Origin of the sequence: Comamonas testosteroni ATCC 11996, assembly GCF_000241525.1 — a bacterium.
Lineage (GTDB): Bacteria > Pseudomonadota > Gammaproteobacteria > Burkholderiales > Burkholderiaceae_C > Comamonas > Comamonas testosteroni.
Genome location: NZ_AHIL01000012.1, coordinates 136,917 through 153,793, shown reverse-complemented (window position 1 = coordinate 153,793; position 16,877 = coordinate 136,917). Strand labels below are relative to the sequence as shown.

Annotated in this window: 19 protein-coding genes; 16 read left to right on the top strand and 3 right to left on the bottom strand. The window is 63.0% G+C overall.

Translation table 11 applies throughout. The features are described from left to right. The first annotated feature begins 38 nt into the window (after nt 1-38). From CTATCC11996_RS05945 to CTATCC11996_RS05910, 8 genes are all read left to right on the top strand, one after another. A complete protein-coding gene (locus CTATCC11996_RS05945; protein ID WP_034348309.1) occupies nt 39-974 on the top strand; it encodes an ABC transporter ATP-binding protein in 936 nt (311 codons plus the stop codon). Beyond that, entirely contained in the window at nt 971-1,726 is a 756-nt protein-coding gene (locus CTATCC11996_RS05940) for an ABC transporter permease (protein WP_003074084.1), read from the top strand. The genes CTATCC11996_RS05945 and CTATCC11996_RS05940 overlap by 4 nt, the downstream gene beginning before the upstream one ends. Nucleotides 1,727-1,798: 72 nt before the next feature. Further along, entirely contained in the window at nt 1,799-2,041 is a 243-nt protein-coding gene (locus tag CTATCC11996_RS05935; protein WP_003058653.1) for a BolA family protein, read from the top strand. Between the two features lie 91 nt (nt 2,042-2,132). Then, nucleotides 2,133-3,404, top strand: coding sequence for a UDP-N-acetylglucosamine 1-carboxyvinyltransferase (gene murA, locus CTATCC11996_RS05930; RefSeq protein WP_003074082.1), 1,272 nt, complete (start codon nt 2,133-2,135; stop codon nt 3,402-3,404). After that, nucleotides 3,401-4,063, top strand: coding sequence for an ATP phosphoribosyltransferase (gene hisG / locus CTATCC11996_RS05925; protein WP_003074081.1), 663 nt, complete (start codon nt 3,401-3,403; stop codon nt 4,061-4,063). The genes murA and hisG overlap by 4 nt, the downstream gene beginning before the upstream one ends. Continuing rightward, nucleotides 4,047-4,712, top strand: a complete 666-nt coding sequence (locus tag CTATCC11996_RS05920) for a DUF6348 family protein (RefSeq protein WP_003074079.1) — start codon at nt 4,047-4,049, stop codon at nt 4,710-4,712. The genes hisG and CTATCC11996_RS05920 overlap by 17 nt, the downstream gene beginning before the upstream one ends. Before the next feature lie 17 nt (nt 4,713-4,729). Beyond that, nucleotides 4,730-6,046, top strand: coding sequence for a histidinol dehydrogenase (gene hisD, locus CTATCC11996_RS05915; protein ID WP_003074077.1), 1,317 nt, complete (start codon nt 4,730-4,732; stop codon nt 6,044-6,046). A gap of 196 nt (nt 6,047-6,242) precedes the next feature. Continuing rightward, entirely contained in the window at nt 6,243-7,082 is an 840-nt protein-coding gene (locus CTATCC11996_RS05910) for a hypothetical protein (protein WP_003074076.1), read from the top strand. 56 nt (nt 7,083-7,138) lie between these two features. On the opposite strand, the gene CTATCC11996_RS05905 is transcribed toward CTATCC11996_RS05910, so the two are convergent. Next, entirely contained in the window at nt 7,139-7,453 is a 315-nt protein-coding gene (locus CTATCC11996_RS05905; protein ID WP_042437477.1) for a DUF2917 domain-containing protein, read from the bottom strand. 152 nt (nt 7,454-7,605) lie between these two features. On the opposite strand from CTATCC11996_RS05905, the gene CTATCC11996_RS05900 reads away from it, so the two are divergent. From CTATCC11996_RS05900 to CTATCC11996_RS05865, 8 genes are all read left to right on the top strand, one after another. Continuing rightward, entirely contained in the window at nt 7,606-9,042 is a 1,437-nt protein-coding gene (locus CTATCC11996_RS05900; RefSeq protein WP_003074070.1) for an aminotransferase-like domain-containing protein, read from the top strand. A gap of 52 nt (nt 9,043-9,094) precedes the next feature. Further along, entirely contained in the window at nt 9,095-9,367 is a 273-nt protein-coding gene (locus CTATCC11996_RS26120; RefSeq protein ID WP_034348275.1) for a hypothetical protein, read from the top strand. After that, nucleotides 9,364-9,804, top strand: a complete 441-nt coding sequence (locus tag CTATCC11996_RS26115) for a PIN domain-containing protein (RefSeq protein ID WP_034348273.1) — start codon at nt 9,364-9,366, stop codon at nt 9,802-9,804. The genes CTATCC11996_RS26120 and CTATCC11996_RS26115 overlap by 4 nt, the downstream gene beginning before the upstream one ends. Before the next feature lie 69 nt (nt 9,805-9,873). Further along, the gene (gene hisC / locus CTATCC11996_RS05885; RefSeq protein ID WP_003074068.1) at nt 9,874-10,992 is read left to right on the top strand and encodes a histidinol-phosphate transaminase; all 1,119 of its coding nucleotides are present in this window, start codon (nt 9,874-9,876) and stop codon (nt 10,990-10,992) included. After that, the gene (gene hisB, locus CTATCC11996_RS05880) at nt 10,989-11,612 is read left to right on the top strand and encodes an imidazoleglycerol-phosphate dehydratase HisB (RefSeq protein WP_003058637.1); all 624 of its coding nucleotides are present in this window, start codon (nt 10,989-10,991) and stop codon (nt 11,610-11,612) included. Before hisC ends, hisB begins: the two co-directional genes overlap by 4 nt. An 81-nt stretch (nt 11,613-11,693) precedes the next feature. Next, complete coding sequence (gene hisH / locus CTATCC11996_RS05875) at nt 11,694-12,362, top strand: imidazole glycerol phosphate synthase subunit HisH (protein ID WP_003074066.1); 669 nt, start codon at nt 11,694-11,696, stop codon at nt 12,360-12,362. Nucleotides 12,363-12,578: 216 nt separating this feature from the next. Continuing rightward, a complete protein-coding gene (hisA, locus tag CTATCC11996_RS05870) occupies nt 12,579-13,322 on the top strand; it encodes a 1-(5-phosphoribosyl)-5-[(5-phosphoribosylamino)methylideneamino]imidazole-4-carboxamide isomerase (RefSeq protein WP_003058631.1) in 744 nt (247 codons plus the stop codon). After that, nucleotides 13,315-14,181 carry a D-hexose-6-phosphate mutarotase gene (locus CTATCC11996_RS05865; protein WP_003074064.1) on the top strand — a complete coding sequence of 289 codons (867 nt, stop codon included), beginning with the start codon at nt 13,315-13,317 and terminating at the stop codon, nt 14,179-14,181. The genes hisA and CTATCC11996_RS05865 overlap by 8 nt, the downstream gene beginning before the upstream one ends. Nucleotides 14,182-14,315: 134 nt before the next feature. On the opposite strand, the gene CTATCC11996_RS05860 is transcribed toward CTATCC11996_RS05865, so the two are convergent. Both CTATCC11996_RS05860 and CTATCC11996_RS05855 read right to left on the bottom strand, forming a co-directional pair. Continuing rightward, the gene (locus CTATCC11996_RS05860; RefSeq protein WP_003074062.1) at nt 14,316-15,185 is read right to left on the bottom strand and encodes an alpha-amylase family protein; all 870 of its coding nucleotides are present in this window, start codon (nt 15,183-15,185) and stop codon (nt 14,316-14,318) included. Nucleotides 15,186-15,232: 47 nt separating this feature from the next. Beyond that, nucleotides 15,233-16,867, bottom strand: a complete 1,635-nt coding sequence (locus CTATCC11996_RS05855; protein WP_003074060.1) for a DUF2334 domain-containing protein — start codon at nt 16,865-16,867, stop codon at nt 15,233-15,235. Nucleotides 16,868-16,877 lie beyond the last annotated feature (10 nt).

Sequence of the window (16,877 nt, the reverse complement as noted above, 5' to 3'; positions counted from 1 at the left end):
GGCAGAGGCTGTGGGCAAGCCCTAGAATCATGGGCTCCATGTCCGCAGTCTCATTCCAATCCGTCTCCAAGACCTACCGCACCCCCAAGGGGGATTTTCAGGCCCTCAAATCGGTGAGCCTGGATATCGAGGAAGGCGAGTTCTTCGGTCTGCTAGGCCCCAACGGCGCCGGCAAGACCACGATGATCAGCATCCTTGCCGGACTGGCGCAAGCCACGGGCGGGCGCGTGCTGGTGCAGGGCAGCGATGTGCAGGCGAACTACGCCGATGCACGCCGCAAGCTGGGCATCGTGCCGCAGGAGCTGGTGTTCGACCCCTTCTTCAATGTGCGCGAGGCCTTGAAGTTCCAGTCCGGGTATTTCGGCGTCAAGAACAATGACGACTGGATCGACGAGCTGCTCGACAGCCTGGGCCTGACGGACAAGGCACACAACAATATGCGCCAGCTCTCGGGCGGCATGAAGCGCCGCGTGCTGGTGGCCCAGGCCCTGGTGCACAAGCCGCCGATCATCGTGCTGGACGAACCCACGGCCGGTGTCGACGTGGAGCTGCGCCAGACGCTGTGGCATTTCATTGCCAAGCTCAACAAACAGGGCCACACGGTTCTGCTGACCACTCACTATCTGGAAGAGGCCGAGGCGCTGTGCAGCCGCGTGGCCATGCTCAAGCGCGGCGAGATCATCAAGCTCTCGCCCATGAGCGAGCTGCTCAAGTCGGCTTCCAGCAATGTGTTGCAGTTCAAGACCGATAGCGCCCTGCCCAAGGCCGTGGCCGACAGAGCGCGTGTAACCGGTCGAATCGTGCAGATTCCCGCCGCCCATGCCGTCGATGTGGAGCAGCTGCTGGCCGCTTTGCGCGAAGCGGGCGTGACTCCCGAGGATGTGGAAATCCGCCGCGCGGATCTGGAGGATGTGTTCATCCACATCATGAATGAAGGCTCCAGGACACAGGCTCCTGCAGGAGGTGTCCAATGAACGGCTGGCAGACCCTGCTCAAAAAGGAAGTGCTGCGCTTCTGGAAGGTGAGCTTTCAGACCGTGGCCGCACCGGTGCTCACGGCCGTGCTCTATCTGCTGGTTTTCGGTCATGTGCTCGAAGGCCGGGTCATGGTCTACGACCGCATCCCCTACACCGCGTTCCTGATTCCCGGTCTGGTGATGATGAGTATGTTGCAGAATGCATTTGCCAACAGCTCGTCCAGCCTGGTGCAGAGCAAGATCATGGGCTCGCTGGTGTTCGTGCTGCTCACGCCGCTGTCGCACTGGGCCTGGTTCAGCGCCTATGTGGGAGCGGCCATTTTGCGCGGCCTGCTGGTCGGTCTGGGCGTGTTTGTGGTCACGCTTTACTTTGCCGTGCCCGACTTTGCCGCGCCGCTGTGGATTCTGGTGTTCGGCTTTCTGGGCTGCGCCCTGATGGGCACGCTGGGTCTGATCGCCGGTCTCTGGGCCGAGAAGTTCGACCAGATGGCGGCTTTTCAGAACTTTCTGATCATGCCCCTGACCTTTCTGTCCGGCGTGTTCTATTCCGTGCACTCGCTGCCCGGCTTCTGGCAGGCGGTCAGCCATGTCAATCCGTTCTTCTACATGATTGACGGCTTCCGCTATGGCTTCTTCGGCCAGAGCGATGTCTCGCCCTGGCTCAGCTTTGCCATCGTGGGCGCTGCCTGGCTGGCTGTGAGCGCGCTGGCCGTGCACCTGCTGCGTATCGGCTACAAGATTCGTAACTGATTTTTAGAATTGACGCGGGGCTGCTTGCGAGACAATGACCGGTTTCGCCAGCTTTGCGCTTAAAGGTTCCCCATGACTGCAGACCAACTCAAAGACCTGATCGCCGCCGGCCTGCCCTGCGAGCATATTGCGCTGGAAGGCGATGGCCGACATTGGTTTGCCACCATTGTTTCTGCGCAGTTTGAAGGTCAGCGTCTGCTGGGCCGCCAGCGCCTGGTGTATGCCACGCTGGGCAATCGCATGGCCACCGATGAAGTCCATGCCCTGTCCATGAAGACCTACACCCCGGCAGAATGGACGGCTGCCCAGGCCTGATGCGAGTCGAGACGCAAGATTGATAGCTGTCAGCGCTTGATAAATAAGCGCTGAGCGCATTTTTTATACATAACATTCAAGGCTTGAAGCCATGGACAAACTCAAGATCCACGGTGGTCGTCCCCTCAAGGGCGAAGTAATCATTTCCGGCGCCAAAAACGCCGCTCTGCCTGAAATGTGTGCCGCACTGCTCACGGCCGAGCCCGTGCATCTGCACAATGTGCCGCGTCTGCACGATGTGGCCACCATGCGCAAGCTGCTGGCCAATATGGGTGTGCAGACCGAAACCCATGGCGAACGCGGCGGCATGAGCTTTGTGGCGCCCGACAGCCTGGTGCCCGAAGCGCCTTACGAACTGGTCAAGACCATGCGCGCCTCGGTGCTGGCCCTGGGCCCGCTGCTGGCCCGCTTCGGCCGCGCCAAGGTGTCGCTGCCCGGCGGCTGCGCGATTGGCTCGCGCCCCGTGGATCAGCACATCAAGGGCCTGCAGGCCATGGGTGCCATCATCACCGTGGAAAACGGCTATATGCATGCCAGCCTGCCCGAAGGCTGGAAGCGCCTGAAGGGCGCACGCATCACCACCGACATGGTGACCGTGACCGGCACCGAGAACTTCCTGATGGCCGCTGCGCTGGCCGAAGGCGAGACGGTGCTGGAAAACGCCGCCATGGAACCCGAAATCACCGATCTGGCCGAGATGCTGATCAAGATGGGGGCCAGGATCACCGGTCACGGCACCAGCCATATTGTGATTCAGGGCGTGGACAAGCTGCATGGCTGCGAGCATCAGGTGGTGGCCGACCGTATCGAGGCCGGCACCTTCCTCTGCGCTGTGGCGGCCACCAGCGGTGAAGCCTTGCTGCACCACGCGCGTGCCGACCATCTGGGCGCCGTGATCGACAAGCTCAAGGATGCGGGCGTGAGCGTGGAGTGCGTGGATGGCGGCCTGAAGGTGGCGTCCTCGGGCAAGCTCAAGGCGCAGGGCTTTCGCACCACCGAATATCCGGGCTTTCCCACCGATATGCAGGCCCAGTTCATGGCGCTGAACCTGGTGGCCGAAGGCACCAGCATGGTGACCGAGACCATCTTCGAGAACCGCTTCATGCATGTCAACGAGATGGTGCGCCTGGGTGCGCGCATCACCACCGACGGCCGCGTGGCGACCATCGAAGGCGGCAAGCGCCTGTCCGGTGCCACCGTGATGGCGACCGATCTGCGCGCTTCGGCCAGCCTGGTGATTGCCGGTCTGGTGGCCGAGGGCGAGACCATCGTCGATCGCATCTACCACCTGGATCGTGGCTACGACCGCATGGAAGACAAGCTGCGCGCCCTGGGCGCCGATATCGAGAGAATTTCCGCATGAGCACCGCAACGCCTGTGACCATCGCCCTGTCCAAGGGCCGCATTTTTGAAGAAACCGTGCCCCTGCTGGCCGCTGCCGGCATCGAGGTGACAGAGGATGTGGAAAAGTCGCGCAAGCTGATTTTCGACACCAACCGTCCCGATGTGCGCGTGGTACTGGTGCGCGCTTCAGACGTGCCCGTCTATGTGCAATACGGCGGCGCGGATCTGGGCGTATCGGGCCTGGACTCGCTGATCGAGCATGGCGGCCAGGGTCTGTACCAGCCGCTGGATCTGCAGATTGCCAAGTGCCGCGTCAGCGTGGCCGTGCGCAACGGCTTTGACTATCAACTGGCCGTCAAGCAGGGCGCACGTCTGCGCATTGCCACCAAATACCCCGAGATTGCCCGCAACTTCTTTGCCAAGAAGGGCGTGCACGTGGACATGGTCAAGCTCTACGGCTCCATGGAGCTGGCGCCGCTGACCGGCATGGCCGATGCCATCGTCGATCTGGTGTCCACCGGCAACACGCTCAAGGCCAACGATCTGGTCGAGGTCGAGCCCATCATGGACATCAGCTCGCGTCTGGTCGTCAACCAGGCGTCGCTCAAGCTCAAGCAGGCTCCGCTGCGCCACATCATCGATGCCTTCGCCGAGGCGGTAAATGGCCCCAGGGGCTGAGTCCGGCGATCCGGCGAAGGAGGCGCTTGCGCTGTGTTTCGCCGCGCATGGTCTGCCCTGCGAGGAATACAACGGCTGGCTGCTGCCTGGCGGCCAGGCACCGGGCGTGCTTGCCGATTGGCGCGGTGCCTACCTCAACCATCCCCTGGTCGGTTCCCTGGCTGTGGTGGTCCGCCTGCCGGACCGGCGCGAGATCATCGAGAATTTCACGGGCCTGGGCGAAGGCCTGCAGGGAATGCACGACGCATTCGGCAACTTCGCTGTCAGCGACCTGCATGTGATGCTCTCCGCCCTGTGGACGGCGCGCGATGAGGATGCGGTGCCAGCCGAGGCTTGGCAGGTCCAGGGCAGGCACTGGCAGGCCTATCCGGGCCCCTGGCATCTTCGCAACGATGCCCCGCTGACCGAAGGCATCACAGAGCGCCTGCGGGCCTTGATCGAGGCCGAGGCGCTGGACAAGGACCTGCACTGGTTCCGCTTCTTTGTCGGGCAGAGGAATGGTGATTTCACCATTGAAGCGCTCAAGGATAATGAGAAGTGGCCTATAGCTGAAGCCCTGCTGCGCGACCAGGACTGGCCCCTGCGCGACGGCTACTACGGCGCGCGCCTGTTCTTGATACTGAAGCACGGCTGCGAGACGGCCTGCTAGACCCCAAGGAAACCACAATGGAATATGTAGCTGCCCCTGCCCGCCTGTCGACTGCGGACGCCAACTTCGAACACGATTTTGCGCAACGCCTGCATTGGTCGGCCGACACGGATGCGGCCATCGAGCAGCGCGTGGCCGACATCCTGGCCGATGTGCAGCAGCGTGGCGATGCCGCCGTGCTCGAGTACACGGCACGCTTTGACGGCCTGCAGGCCGATTCCATGGCGGCTCTGGAGCTGACCAAGCAGGAGCTGAAAGCCGCCTTCGACAGCCTGCCGGCAGCCGAGCGCGAAGCGCTGGAGTCGGCGGCGCGCCGCGTGCGCAGCTATCACGAGGCGCAGAAGAAGGCCAATGGCGAAAGCTGGAGCTACCGCGACGAAGACGGCACGCTGCTGGGCCAGAAGGTCACGCCGCTGGACCGTGTGGGCATCTACGTGCCCGGCGGCAAGGCGGCCTATCCGTCCAGCGTGCTGATGAACGCCATTCCCGCCCATGTGGCCGGTGTGCAGGACATCATCATGGTCGTGCCCACGCCCCAGGGTCAGAAGAACCCGCTGGTGCTGGCCGCTGCCTATGTGTCGGGCGTGCATCGCGCCTTCACCGTCGGCGGCGCCCAGGCCGTGGCGGCGCTGGCCTACGGCACGGCCACCGTGCCCAAGGTGGACAAGATCACAGGCCCCGGCAATGCCTATGTGGCCAGCGCCAAGAAGCGCGTGTTCGGCATCGTGGGCATCGACATGATTGCCGGTCCTTCTGAAATTCTGGTGCTGGCCGACGGCACGACCCCACCCGACTGGGTGGCCATGGATCTGTTCAGCCAGGCCGAGCACGACGAGCTGGCACAGTCCATCCTGCTTTGCCCCGATGCGGCCTATCTCGATGCCGTCCAGGCCGCGATCGACCGCCTGCTGCCAGAGATGCCGCGAAAGGCCATCATCGCCAAGAGCCTGAGCGACCGCGGCGCGCTGATTTTGACGCGGGACATGGAAGAAGCCTGTGCCATCTCCAACCGCATTGCGCCCGAGCACCTGGAAGTCTCCAGCCGCGACCCGCACCGCTGGGAGCCTCTGCTCAGGCACGCCGGCGCCATCTTCCTGGGTGCATATACGTCGGAGAGCCTGGGCGACTACTGCGCCGGCCCGAATCACGTGCTGCCCACCAGCGGCACGGCGCGCTTTTCCTCGCCGCTGGGGGTGTACGACTTCCAGAAGCGCAGCTCCATCATCGAGGTCAGCGAGGCCGGCGCCCAGATCCTGGGCAAGACCGCTGCCGTGCTGGCCTATGGCGAAGGCCTGCAGGGCCACGCCAGGGCTGCCGAAATGCGCCTGAAGTAAATCCCGCCGGCGCTTGCCTGTCCCTATCAGCCGTGGCCCGTCCACGGCTTTTTCATTTTCGCGCATGCCCCCCGATACCGGGGCAAATCATCTCCAGATGTTTCCTGGTGCGGGAAAGAGCGGATTTGCTGTGACACTCGGCGGGCTGCGTGGCAGCAAAGCATTCAATAGCCAATCACAACAAGGGAGCGTGAAGATGAGTCAAGTCGTGAGTTTCTGGCGCCGAGGCGGCTGGCGGCTGCTGGGCGGATTGCTGCTGGTCGCGGGGCTGGCCGCCTGCGGTGCACCGCCTTCGGCGCAGGTCGCAGAGAGTGCATCGGCAGCGCCGCGCACGCCCAGGGTCGAGTCCACACTGGGAACGCAATGGGGTGAGGGGCGCGAGTCCGCCACCAAGGTGGTGCGAGCCTCTCGCGTGACGCCGGAGCGTCCACGCGATGTGGGCCAGCTGCGCTATTCGGACGAACACAGCATTCTGCGTGCGCTTGGCAACTCCGCCGAGCGGCAGACCAATGCGCTGCTGGCCGATGGAGATGTGGAGCTGCAGGTGCTCAACGGAAGCGGGTCGGTGCTGCGCATTTTCTCCACACGCGGAGCCAGGGACTTCCATGTCGCGGGCCGCCATGGCGAACGCTATGAACTGGTCTACACCAACCGCAGCAATCGCTTCTATGAAGTGGTGGCGACTGTCGATGGACTGGATGTGCTCAGCGGTCAGCCGGGCAGCGTCAAGAGTAGTGGTTATCTGCTGCGCCCGGGCGAGCGGCTGGTGATTGACGGCTTTCGCAAAAACGACCGCGAGGTTGCGGCATTTCGCTTTTCTGACAAGGGCAGGGCCTATGCCAACAATACGCCCGCAGGCGATGCGCGCAATGTGGGGGTGATCGGTACGGCGCTGTTTGATGTGCGCCTGGACGAGCGTGACCCGGATCTGCCTCGCCGCGCTGCGCCTGCGGTGGAATCGGGCGATCCTCGTGACCCCAGGGCCTTCCCGGCGGATGGCCGGCAGTATGCGCCGCCGCCGCAGTATCGGCGCTGAGACCGTTTCTTTCCTGTCAAAGGCCCGGCTCTGCAGGGCCTTTTTTATGCACTGCTTCAGGCCGTAGCGGTTGCTGGCATTGCTGGTGAAGCAGGGGCTGCTGAGGGGCGCTCGCAGGAGTTGCTCCAGCGCAGGGTCGCCGGCTGTGAGCCTTGCGTACCAAGATGCAGCCGGGCCGGTCCGTCGAAGTGCAGCGATTCACCGGCTCGCACAAAGTAGTCCCTGGGCTGCCCCTCGCAGGTCAGCCAGACAATGCCGCTCTGTGTCTGCAGCCAGAGGCTTTGACCGGCGCTCAGGTGCATGGTCTGCACCGATGCAGCGGCCTGCAGGGACATGGTTTTCCACAAGGGATAAGTGAGAGCTGAGTTCATGCTCCGACTGTGCAAAACGCAGATCTGTACTGCCAGTCACAGCAGCAGCCGATCTGGATGAGTACAGATGACTACAGCCTTGCATCTGTACTGCCCGTTCTGCCACTCATCTGTGCTGTATGTGCTCGCCTGCGCCAGTACAGAATCCCGTCATGGATTTTGATGCGTCGACACCGCTATATCTGCAGATTGCCGGGCAACTGAGTCAGGCCATACGTCAGGGAGCGCTGGCCCATGGGCAAAAATTACCCTCGGTGCGCATGCTGGCTCGGCAGTACGGTGTGGCGCAGACCACGGTGGTGCAGGCCTATCACTGGCTGGAGGATGCACGGCAGATCACGGCACGCCCGCGTTCGGGTTTTTTTGTGGCGCCACGTGCCGTGCAATTGCCCGAACCCAAGATTTCCCGGCCCATGCGCCGCCCTCGCACCGTATCGCTGGACTGGCTGGGGCAGCGCGTTCTGGGACGGGAACAGCCCGAAGGCATGGTGTCGTTCAGCAGCGGCACGCCGGGCATTGACCTGCTCAACCCCGACCGCGTGCGCCGCGCGCTGACCCGTGCCGTGCAAAAGCACCGCCATCTGCTGTGCACCTATCCAGGCTCGGACGGTCATGAAGAGGCACGCCGTGCGCTGGCGCGCTATGCAGTGGGGCTGGGCTGCAGTCTGGACCCGGAGCGTATTCTCATCACCGGCGGCTGCATGGACAGCGTTGCCCTGTGTCTGCGTGCCGTGACCCAGCCTGGCGATGTAGTGGCACTGGAGTCGCCCACGCACTTTTCGTTTCTGGAGGTGCTGCAGGCCTTGCAGCTGAAGGCTCTGGAGATTCCCTGTCACCCACGCCATGGCCTGTCGCTGGATGCGCTGCAACTGGCACTGGAAACCCAGCCTGTCAAAGCCTTGCTGCTGGTGCCCACGCTCAGCAACCCGCTGGGCAGCTGCATGCCCCAGGCCGAGCGCAAAAAGCTGGTGCAGCTCGCTGTTCAGCATGAACTGCCGGTGATCGAGGACGCCATCTATGCCGATCTGGCCGAAGGCGATGCTGCCCGGCGCAGCCTCAAGTCCTATGACGGCTCGGGCCAGGTGATGCTGTGCCATTCCTTTTCCAAAACGTTGGCGCCGGGCCTGCGCCTGGGTTGGCTGGAGGCCGGCCGCTGGACGGACAAGGTACGCCACATCAAGGAGATGCAGGCTGGTGGTCAATCGGCGGTGCTGGAGCTGGCTCTGGCGGACCTGATCTCGCAGGCGGGTCACCATGCGGCCATGCGCCAGTTGCGTGCTGCCATTGCCGCTCGGGTCGAGCAGGCCAGGCAAGTGATCGCGCAGAGCTTTCCTCCAGGCACGCGGGTCAGCGATCCGCCGGGGGGACTGCTGCTGTGGCTGGAGTTGCCGGCGCCACTGGATGCCGTGGCCTTGCATGAAGCCTGTCTGTCCCGGCAGATCCTGATCGCTCCTGGTGCGCTGTTTGGCGCCGCAGGCCGCTTCAGGCAGGGAGTCCGTGTAGGTCTGGGCGGCGACTGGACGCCGCAGCATCTGCAGGCCTTGCGGCAGGTGGGGGAAGTTGCCTGTTCCATGCTGAGTGCGATGTGATGTTGATCTCCACGAATTTCGTGTAGCACGAATTTCGTGTACTATTCGGCTCATGAAGAACGTCACCATCACCGTCGAAGACAGCGTGCTTGACTGGGCTCGCATTGAAGCGGCCAGGCGCGGCAGCAGCGTCTCGCGCATGCTGGGTGACTTCATGGCCGAGCTGATGCAGCGCGAGGATGCCTACGAGCGAGCCTACCTGGCCTGGCGCACGGATGAGCGCACCTGGCAAGCTGCCGGTCAGTCGGCAAAATCCCTGGCGCGCAGTGCCAGCAGCAAGCGTGCTGCAGTTCAAAGAAATGCCGAGACCGAGGTGGCCAAGTGAACCCCGTGTTTGTCGACACCTCGGTGCTGATCGCCGCAGAAGATGCTGCTGGCGGTGCGCTGTATGCGGCAACGCTGCAATGGCTGGATCTGCTGTGGCGCAGCCGCAGCGGCCGCACCAGCAACCAGGCGTTGGTGGAGTTCTATGACCAGGCGACCACGGCCGCCTTGCCTCTGCCTCAGGGCGATGCCCGCGCCGCCATCCGCCGCTACCAGACCTGGACGCCCTGGAAGACCGACGCCGCCACGCTGGAGACGGCCTGGGCCGTACAGGCCCGCCACGCGCTGGATTTTGGCGACTGCCTGGCCGTGGCCTGCGCCCAGCACAGCGGCTGCAACCACATGCTGAGCCTGCATCTGCCCCACGGGGCGGAGTTTGGCGGCGTAACCGTGGTGCACCCGCTGGAGCAAGCCGCCACGCAGAATCTTGAGGCTTGAGCGCCAGAATCGCAGCGACCGGTATCGACTGCATTGGCCAACGCAAGCCTCGTGTGAAGGAGTGAACCCATGACTGCTCAAGACATCCAGACCAAAGCCCTGCAACGCATCCGCGCCGATGTGCGCGCCATGCAGGGCTACCATGTGCAGCCCGCGCAAGGCTTGCTCAAGATGGACACGATGGAGAACCCCTACCGTCTGCCGCCCGAGCTGCAGCAGAAGCTGGGCGAGCATCTGGGTGGCCTGGAAATCAACCGCTACCCCGGCGAGCGTCAGGAAGTGCTCAAGCAGATGCTGGCCGACTACGCCGGTGCCCCCGCCGGCACCTCGGTGCTGCTGGGCAATGGCTCGGACGAAATCATTACCCTGCTGGCGCTGGCCACGGCCCAGCCTTGCAACAATGCCCGCGCCAAGATGCTGGCGCCCATGCCGGGCTTTGTGATGTATCCGCTGTCTGCCAAGCTGCAGGGCCTGGATTTCGTGGGCGTGAATCTGACGAGCGACTTCGACCTGGATGTGCCGGCCATGCAGGCCGCCATCGCCGAGCACCAGCCTGCCATCACCTACATCGCCTATCCCAACAATCCCACGGCCACGCTGTGGGCCGAGGACAAGGTGCAGGCCGTGATCGATGCCGTGGCCAAGATCGGTGGTCTGGTCGTGATGGACGAGGCCTATCAGCCCTTCGCCAGCCGCAGCTGGATCACCCGCATGAAGGCCGACCCCGCGCGCAATGCCCATGTGCTGCTGATGCGCACGCTGTCCAAGTTCGGTCTGGCCGGTGCGCGCCTGGGCTATCTGATCGGCCCATCGGCCATCGTCAACGAGATCGACAAGGTGCGCCCGCCCTACAACATCAGCGTGCTCAACTGCGAGACGGCGATTTTTGCGCTGCAGCACGAGTCCCTGTATGCCGAGCAGGCCGCTGCCATCCGCGCCGAACGCCAGCCGCTGATTGATGCCCTGACCCTGCTGGACGGCGTGCAAAAAGTCTGGCCTTCCGAAGCCAATATGGTGTTGCTGCGCGTGCGCGATGCCGGCAAGGCCCAGATCGAGATGAAGCAGCGCGGCGTGCTGGTCAAGAACGTATCGGCCATGCACCCCTTGCTGCACAACTGCCTGCGCCTGACCGTGGGCACCCGCGAAGAAAACGCCCAGATGCTGGCGGCACTGAAAGAAAGCCTATGAGCAATATCGTCCCCTCCATCGCCCAGAACCTGCCGCGCATTGCCGAAGTGCAGCGCAACACGGCCGAGACCCGCGTCGCCGTGCGCGTCAACCTCGACGGCACGGGCAAGGCCAGCCTGAACTCCGGTATCGGCTTTCTCGACCACATGCTGGACCAGATCGCGCGCCACGGTCTGATCGACATGGACATCGAATGCGCGGGCGATCTGCACATCGATGGCCACCACACGGTGGAGGACATCGGCATCACCCTGGGCCAGGCCTTTGCCAAGGCCATCGGCGACAAGAAAGGCATTCGCCGCTACGGTCATGCCTATGTGCCGCTGGACGAAGCCCTGAGCCGCGTCGTCATCGACTTCTCGGGCCGCCCCGGTCTGCACATGGATGTGAAGTTCACCGCCGGCAGCATCGGACAGCTTGATACGCAGCTGGTCTTTGAGTTCTTCCAGGGCTTTGTCAACCACGCTGGCGTGACGCTGCACATCGACAACCTCAAGGGCTTCAACGCCCACCACCAGTGCGAAACCATCTTCAAGGCCTTTGCGCGTGCCATGCGCTTTGCGCTGGAGCATGATGAGCGCATGGCAGGCGTGATTCCCTCGACCAAGGGTGCTCTGTAATCAGGAGCGTCTTACGCCTTGTTACACTGCATTTCAAAGCTGTTTGTCTTTAAAAACCAATCTCCATAAGCGGTAGCTGCTATGAGTTTGAAGAACAACACCGTTGCCGTGGTCGATTACGGCATGGGCAATCTGCGCTCGGTCTCGCAGGCGGTGCGCACGGCTGCGGCCGATACCGACTGGGACGTGGTCGTCACGGCCGATCCCGATGTGGTCCATGCGGCCAACCGCGTGGTCCTGCCCGGTCAGGGCGCCATGCCCGACTGCATGCGCGAGCTGCGCGAATCGGGCCTGCAGCAGGCCGTGCTCGATGCCGCCGCCAACAAGCCGCTGTTCGGCGTCTGCGTGGGCATGCAGATGCTGCTCGACCACAGCGACGAAGGCGATGTACCGGGCCTGGGGCTGATTCCCGGCAACGTGCGCAAGTTCGACCTGGAAGGCAGGATGCAGGCTGACGGCAGCCGTTTCAAAGTGCCGCAGATGGGCTGGAACCAGGTGCAGCAGACGCAGCAGGGCGGCAAGCCCCATGCGCTGTGGGCCGGCATTCCAGACGGCAGCTTCTACTACTTTGTGCACAGCTTTTATGCGCAGGTGCAACAAAGCGCGCATTGCGCGGCTGAGACCGATTACGGCGGCCTCTTTGCATGTGCCGTCGCACGCGATAATATTTTCGCAACCCAGTTCCACCCCGAGAAAAGCTCGGACCAGGGACTGGCGCTGTTCCGCAACTTCCTGGGCTGGAAGCCCTGAAGGTCAACATTGAACAAGTCTTTGCGCGCATCGCATCCCTGGCTTGGGCGGTCTGCAGCGTTGCAAATCCTCGCCGGGCGATCAGCCCGGCTGTGGTTTGCGCCTCGCAGCCCATCCCAATCCAGTGCCCGCTGCATCGCAGGACTTATTCACTGTTAACCCGAGTTTTTTTAACCGGCCATTTCTGACGGCCAAACTTGCTAGCAGATCACCATCATGTTGCTCATCCCCGCTATCGACCTCAAGGACGGCCACTGCGTTCGCCTGATTCAGGGTGATATGGACCAGTCCACCACTTTCGGTGAAGACCCCGCAGCCATGGCCGCCAAATGGCTGGATGCGGGCGCCCGTCGCCTGCACCTGGTAGACCTGAACGGCGCCTTTGCGGGCCAGCCCAAGAACCTGTCGGCCATCAAGAGCATCCTCAAGGAAGTCGATGGCGAGATTCCCGTGCAGCTGGGCGGCGGCATCCGTGATCTGGACACCATCGAGCGCTACATCGATCTGGGCATCGAGTACCTGATCATCGGCACCGCTGCCGTGAAGAATCCCGGCTTCCTGCAGGATGCCTGCAGCGCCTTTCCCGGCCACATCATCGTGGGCCTGGACGCCAAGGACGGCAAGGTGGCGATCGACGGCTGGAGCAAGCTCACCGGCCAGGATGTGATCGAGACTGCCAAGCGCTTCGAGGACTGGGGCGTGGAATCCATCATCTACACCGACATCGGTCGTGACGGCATGCTCAGCGGCATCAACATCGACGCCACCGTCAAGCTGGCCCAGTCGCTGAAGATTCCGGTCATCGCCTCGGGCGGTCTGGCCGGCATGGCCGACATCGAAGCGCTGTGCAAGGTGCAGGACGAGGGCGTGGAAGGCGTGATCTGTGGTCGCGCCATCTATACCGGCGATCTGGACTTCGCCGCCGGCCAGGAGCGTGCGGACGAACTCACGGGTGAGTGATTTGACGTTTCAGGTCCAGGCCGTTGACTGGAAAGGACTCCCTGCCATTGCCCTGAAGCTGGGGCAGGGCGATTCTGTGCTGATCTGCCAGCAGGGCGCCCAGGTGCTGTCCTGGATCGGCCGGGGGCAGGAGCGCCTGTTCCTCAGTCCCAGGGCAGCCCATGACGGCAAGAGCGCCATTCGCGGCGGCATTCCGGTCTGTTTTCCCCAGTTCAATCAGCGTGGCCCCCTGGTCAAGCATGGCTTTGCGCGCATCAGCCACTGGCTGGCCGATGCTGCGCGCCCATTGGGCGAGGATGGTGTGCAGATCTCCTTGCGCCTGACGGACAGCGAAGCATCGCGCGCCGTCTGGCCGCACGCCTTTGAAGCAGTGCTCACAATTCAGCTCAGGCCCGGCGCGTTGCGTGTGGAGCTGGCCGTGCATAACCGTGGCCGGCAGGACCTGTCCTTTACCGCCGCCTTGCACGGCTATCTGCGCGTGGCTCAGGTCGAGCAGGCCAGCCTGCACGGTCTTGAAGGGCTGAGCTACTGGGACGCGGCTGCGGCCTTGCCGGACACCCATGTCACGCAGGCGGGTTCTGTAGCCTTCGGCGCGGAGACCGATCGCGTCTATCCCCGTGCGGCGGCAGCCCTGCAGCTGCAAAGCTCGGGCCAGCCCTGGCTGCAGCTTGCCCAGGATATGCCCTGGAGCGAAACCGTGGTCTGGAATCCAGGCCCTGCTCTGTGCGCCACGCTCAAGGACATGGAGGCCGACAGCTGGCAGCAGATGCTGTGCGTGGAGGCTGCGGCCATTGATGCGCCTGTGGTTCTTGCAGCCGACCAGCGTTGGCAGGCGGCGCAGACCTTCGAATGCTTTTGAAGCACTGAACGGGCAGGGGCGATGCCGCCCCGAGCCTGGATCGGTCCACGTGCGCAGACCTGCAGGCCGCCAGCCTGTTCAATCCTGTCGCCGGCTCCATGGGCCCAAGCCGCAGTAGCAGGGCGGAAGGCGGCTCAGCGGGGTTTGCTGCCCAGGGCATCCGCCAAGGCATCGACCAGAGGCGGGTTCAGATAATGCGGGCCGTCGAAGGCGAAGACCGTCCAGCCCTGATAGGCCGTCAGCTGCGGCAGAAACTCCTCTGCCATGGCGCTGCGAAAGCCGCCGCCCGGCGCAGGCCGGAAGGCTTCGGCAATCACCCGCACCCGCGCCAGGCCCAGATGGGCGGTCAGCATCTGCAGGTATTCGCGTGCCACGCTGGGAGTGCGCGCGTGCACGCCAACTCCATCCTGGAAAAACACGCCCACATCTTCAGGTATCCAGCGCATGATCCAGTCAACCAGCGCCTGGGGACCCATGTTGGCATTGTCATAGGCGCTGATCCACAGCGGACGCGGCAGCTTGTTGAGAACCTCGGTGAGAAGACTGGGCGCAGCCCAGGTCGGATCGACTTCGACCGGGAAGTACCAGCCGGCAACCCGCAGTGGCAGCGCTGTGATCGCTGCCTTCAAGGCATAGGACTGCATTGCCAGATCCGCGAGACTGGCGCGGGCCTTGGCCTCGTCATGCATGCCGGCCAGGCCGAGAATCAGCTCCTGCGCCCAGGGCTCGGCCGCGATGCGCTCCCAGTCCGGGAGATTGCGGCTCATGGAGGGCAGGTAAGTGCCGGGCACCAGGCTCAGATTGTCCACGGCCGTCCATTGCACCAGCAGGCGGCGGATGCCCAGGCGTTGCCATGTGCCTTGAGGGCGTAGCGTGCCGGCACTGGGCTGCCAGACCATGCCAGGCAGACGCAGGCCGGGCTTGGCCTGTGCCTCGGGCAGGCTGCAGGTCAGCGCCCAGGCCAGGCCCAGTGCCTCGCGTCTGGTGCATTGTTCCATCGTCATATCTATGGATCGAGCCGCTTTCTCCTTTCGGAGAAAGCGCTTTTCTTTCATGGCAGCTGACTCGGAACCGTCCAGGTGAAGCCCAGATTGGAGATGCCGCTGACAAGGCTCTTGAAGTCCGCCAGGCCAGGGGTTCCAACCTGCGGCTCAAGCCAGAACGGGTGGAAGAAGAACGAGGCATAGCCGTCACGTACCGTCTTCACATACTGGGCATTGGTGAGAATGTCCTGCCATGTGTAGTTGAAGGAGGAAGTCGGGTCGATCTGATGAATGTCGTATTCGATGTTACCCAGGCTTTCCGGCAACACCTTCTGGCCGTAGTAGTCGGTCTGGATGGGGTAGGGGAAGATCTGGCCCACAGCAAAATCCTTCTCCACCGATGCAGTGAAATTGGGCTTGTCTGCGGTGTAGTACACCACGCGTTGATAAGTCTTGGGGAAGACCTGCGTACTGGCCTTGGATGCCAGCGCCGAGCCCTGGTAGTGCGGGGTTTCCCAGGCTGTCGCGCGATATCCATTGAGAGACAGCTCCAGCAGGCCGGCTCGATAACGTCCCAACGCCCAGGATGTCGAGTCTTCCGGCACGGGCTTGTTGTTGACAATGTCCCAGAACTCGTAGTCATCGCCACTCACGGCCGTATAGCGATTGCGCACATTGCTGTACTGGTGTGTGTAGCCATGCATCACGATTTCGCCGCCGCGCACCAGTGCGTAGTTGAGAGCTCTCTTCAGATTGGTCGCCAGTGACATGGGCACCTGCATCGGCACTCCCGAGTTGTAGACGCCAAGAGGATCCTTGTAGTACGGAATGGTCGCAATCGAAAACGGGATCCGTTGCTGGTAGAGGTAGTCCGTCAGTGATTTCATTGCCGTCACACTGACCAAGGCGCTCACATCTTCAAGACGGACCATGGCCTTGTGGCTTTCGGCATGGTTCACCCCCAGCATGTCATGCAGCATGTCTGCCAGCACGAGATAGCGATCGCGTGGTCCGATATAGCTGAAGGGCAGATCCGCCACATACCAGAAGTTGCCCGACCTCACCACATAGGGCGCCTGCTCGCCGGTCTTTGGATTGGACATGGAGACCAGGTTCTGGGCCTTGGTGGTATCGGTGATGGCCGTCAGCCCCACATCGGGATCCGCATTCACGGCGCCAGTGCTGCTGTCGTATGCGTAGTATTTGACAAAGGGCAGGCTTTTGTAGGTGATGGTGTCGAAGAACCCCGGTGTGGTGTTGCTTGATGTCGGAGCGGCATTGAGTCCGCGCAGTGCCGTCAGGTTGAAGCCATAGCGGGACTGGAAGCCGTAGGCCGGATCCCAGGCAAACTGCCAGAGGTTGTACTTGAACCAGACGATGGTCTTGCTCGAGTTGGCAGCATCGGTCATGAAGGCGGCAGGAACCGGGTTGTCGTAATACGCGCCCAGATAGAACGTGGCGTCGTAGCCGCTGAGCTGCCCTGCCGTGTAGTTCTGCACCGCGACCATATCGACCTTGCTGTCGAAATGTCCCAGCAGATTGCGCAGCATGATGGCATAGCCCATGCCGAGCTTGGTGTAGGCCGTATTGGGCGGCGCGTCATAAAGGATCAGTGTGCGGGGACCTGTTTGCGCAAAGGCGCCAGGGCTCGCAAAGAGCATGGCCAGCAGCCATGCCCCAAGAAGGCGTCCTAGGGTTTTCATGAGACTCTCC

Coding starts and splice junctions, on each gene's coding strand:
- CTATCC11996_RS05910 (WP_003074076.1), top strand. CDS start 6,243: ATGAGTCAAGTCGTGAGTTTCTGGCGCCGAGGCGGCTGGCGGCTGCTG.
- CTATCC11996_RS05940 (WP_003074084.1), top strand. CDS start 971: ATGAACGGCTGGCAGACCCTGCTCAAAAAGGAAGTGCTGCGCTTCTGG.
- murA (WP_003074082.1), top strand. CDS start 2,133: ATGGACAAACTCAAGATCCACGGTGGTCGTCCCCTCAAGGGCGAAGTA.
- hisA (WP_003058631.1), top strand. CDS start 12,579: ATGTTGCTCATCCCCGCTATCGACCTCAAGGACGGCCACTGCGTTCGC.
- hisC (WP_003074068.1), top strand. CDS start 9,874: ATGACTGCTCAAGACATCCAGACCAAAGCCCTGCAACGCATCCGCGCC.
- hisH (WP_003074066.1), top strand. CDS start 11,694: ATGAGTTTGAAGAACAACACCGTTGCCGTGGTCGATTACGGCATGGGC.
- CTATCC11996_RS05905 (WP_042437477.1), bottom strand. CDS start 7,453: ATGAACTCAGCTCTCACTTATCCCTTGTGGAAAACCATGTCCCTGCAG.
- CTATCC11996_RS26120 (WP_034348275.1), top strand. CDS start 9,095: ATGAAGAACGTCACCATCACCGTCGAAGACAGCGTGCTTGACTGGGCT.
- hisG (WP_003074081.1), top strand. CDS start 3,401: ATGAGCACCGCAACGCCTGTGACCATCGCCCTGTCCAAGGGCCGCATT.
- hisB (WP_003058637.1), top strand. CDS start 10,989: ATGAGCAATATCGTCCCCTCCATCGCCCAGAACCTGCCGCGCATTGCC.
- CTATCC11996_RS05920 (WP_003074079.1), top strand. CDS start 4,047: ATGGCCCCAGGGGCTGAGTCCGGCGATCCGGCGAAGGAGGCGCTTGCG.
- CTATCC11996_RS05860 (WP_003074062.1), bottom strand. CDS start 15,185: ATGACGATGGAACAATGCACCAGACGCGAGGCACTGGGCCTGGCCTGG.
- CTATCC11996_RS05945 (WP_034348309.1), top strand. CDS start 39: ATGTCCGCAGTCTCATTCCAATCCGTCTCCAAGACCTACCGCACCCCC.
- CTATCC11996_RS05900 (WP_003074070.1), top strand. CDS start 7,606: ATGGATTTTGATGCGTCGACACCGCTATATCTGCAGATTGCCGGGCAA.
- CTATCC11996_RS05935 (WP_003058653.1), top strand. CDS start 1,799: ATGACTGCAGACCAACTCAAAGACCTGATCGCCGCCGGCCTGCCCTGC.
- hisD (WP_003074077.1), top strand. CDS start 4,730: ATGGAATATGTAGCTGCCCCTGCCCGCCTGTCGACTGCGGACGCCAAC.
- CTATCC11996_RS05855 (WP_003074060.1), bottom strand. CDS start 16,867: ATGAAAACCCTAGGACGCCTTCTTGGGGCATGGCTGCTGGCCATGCTC.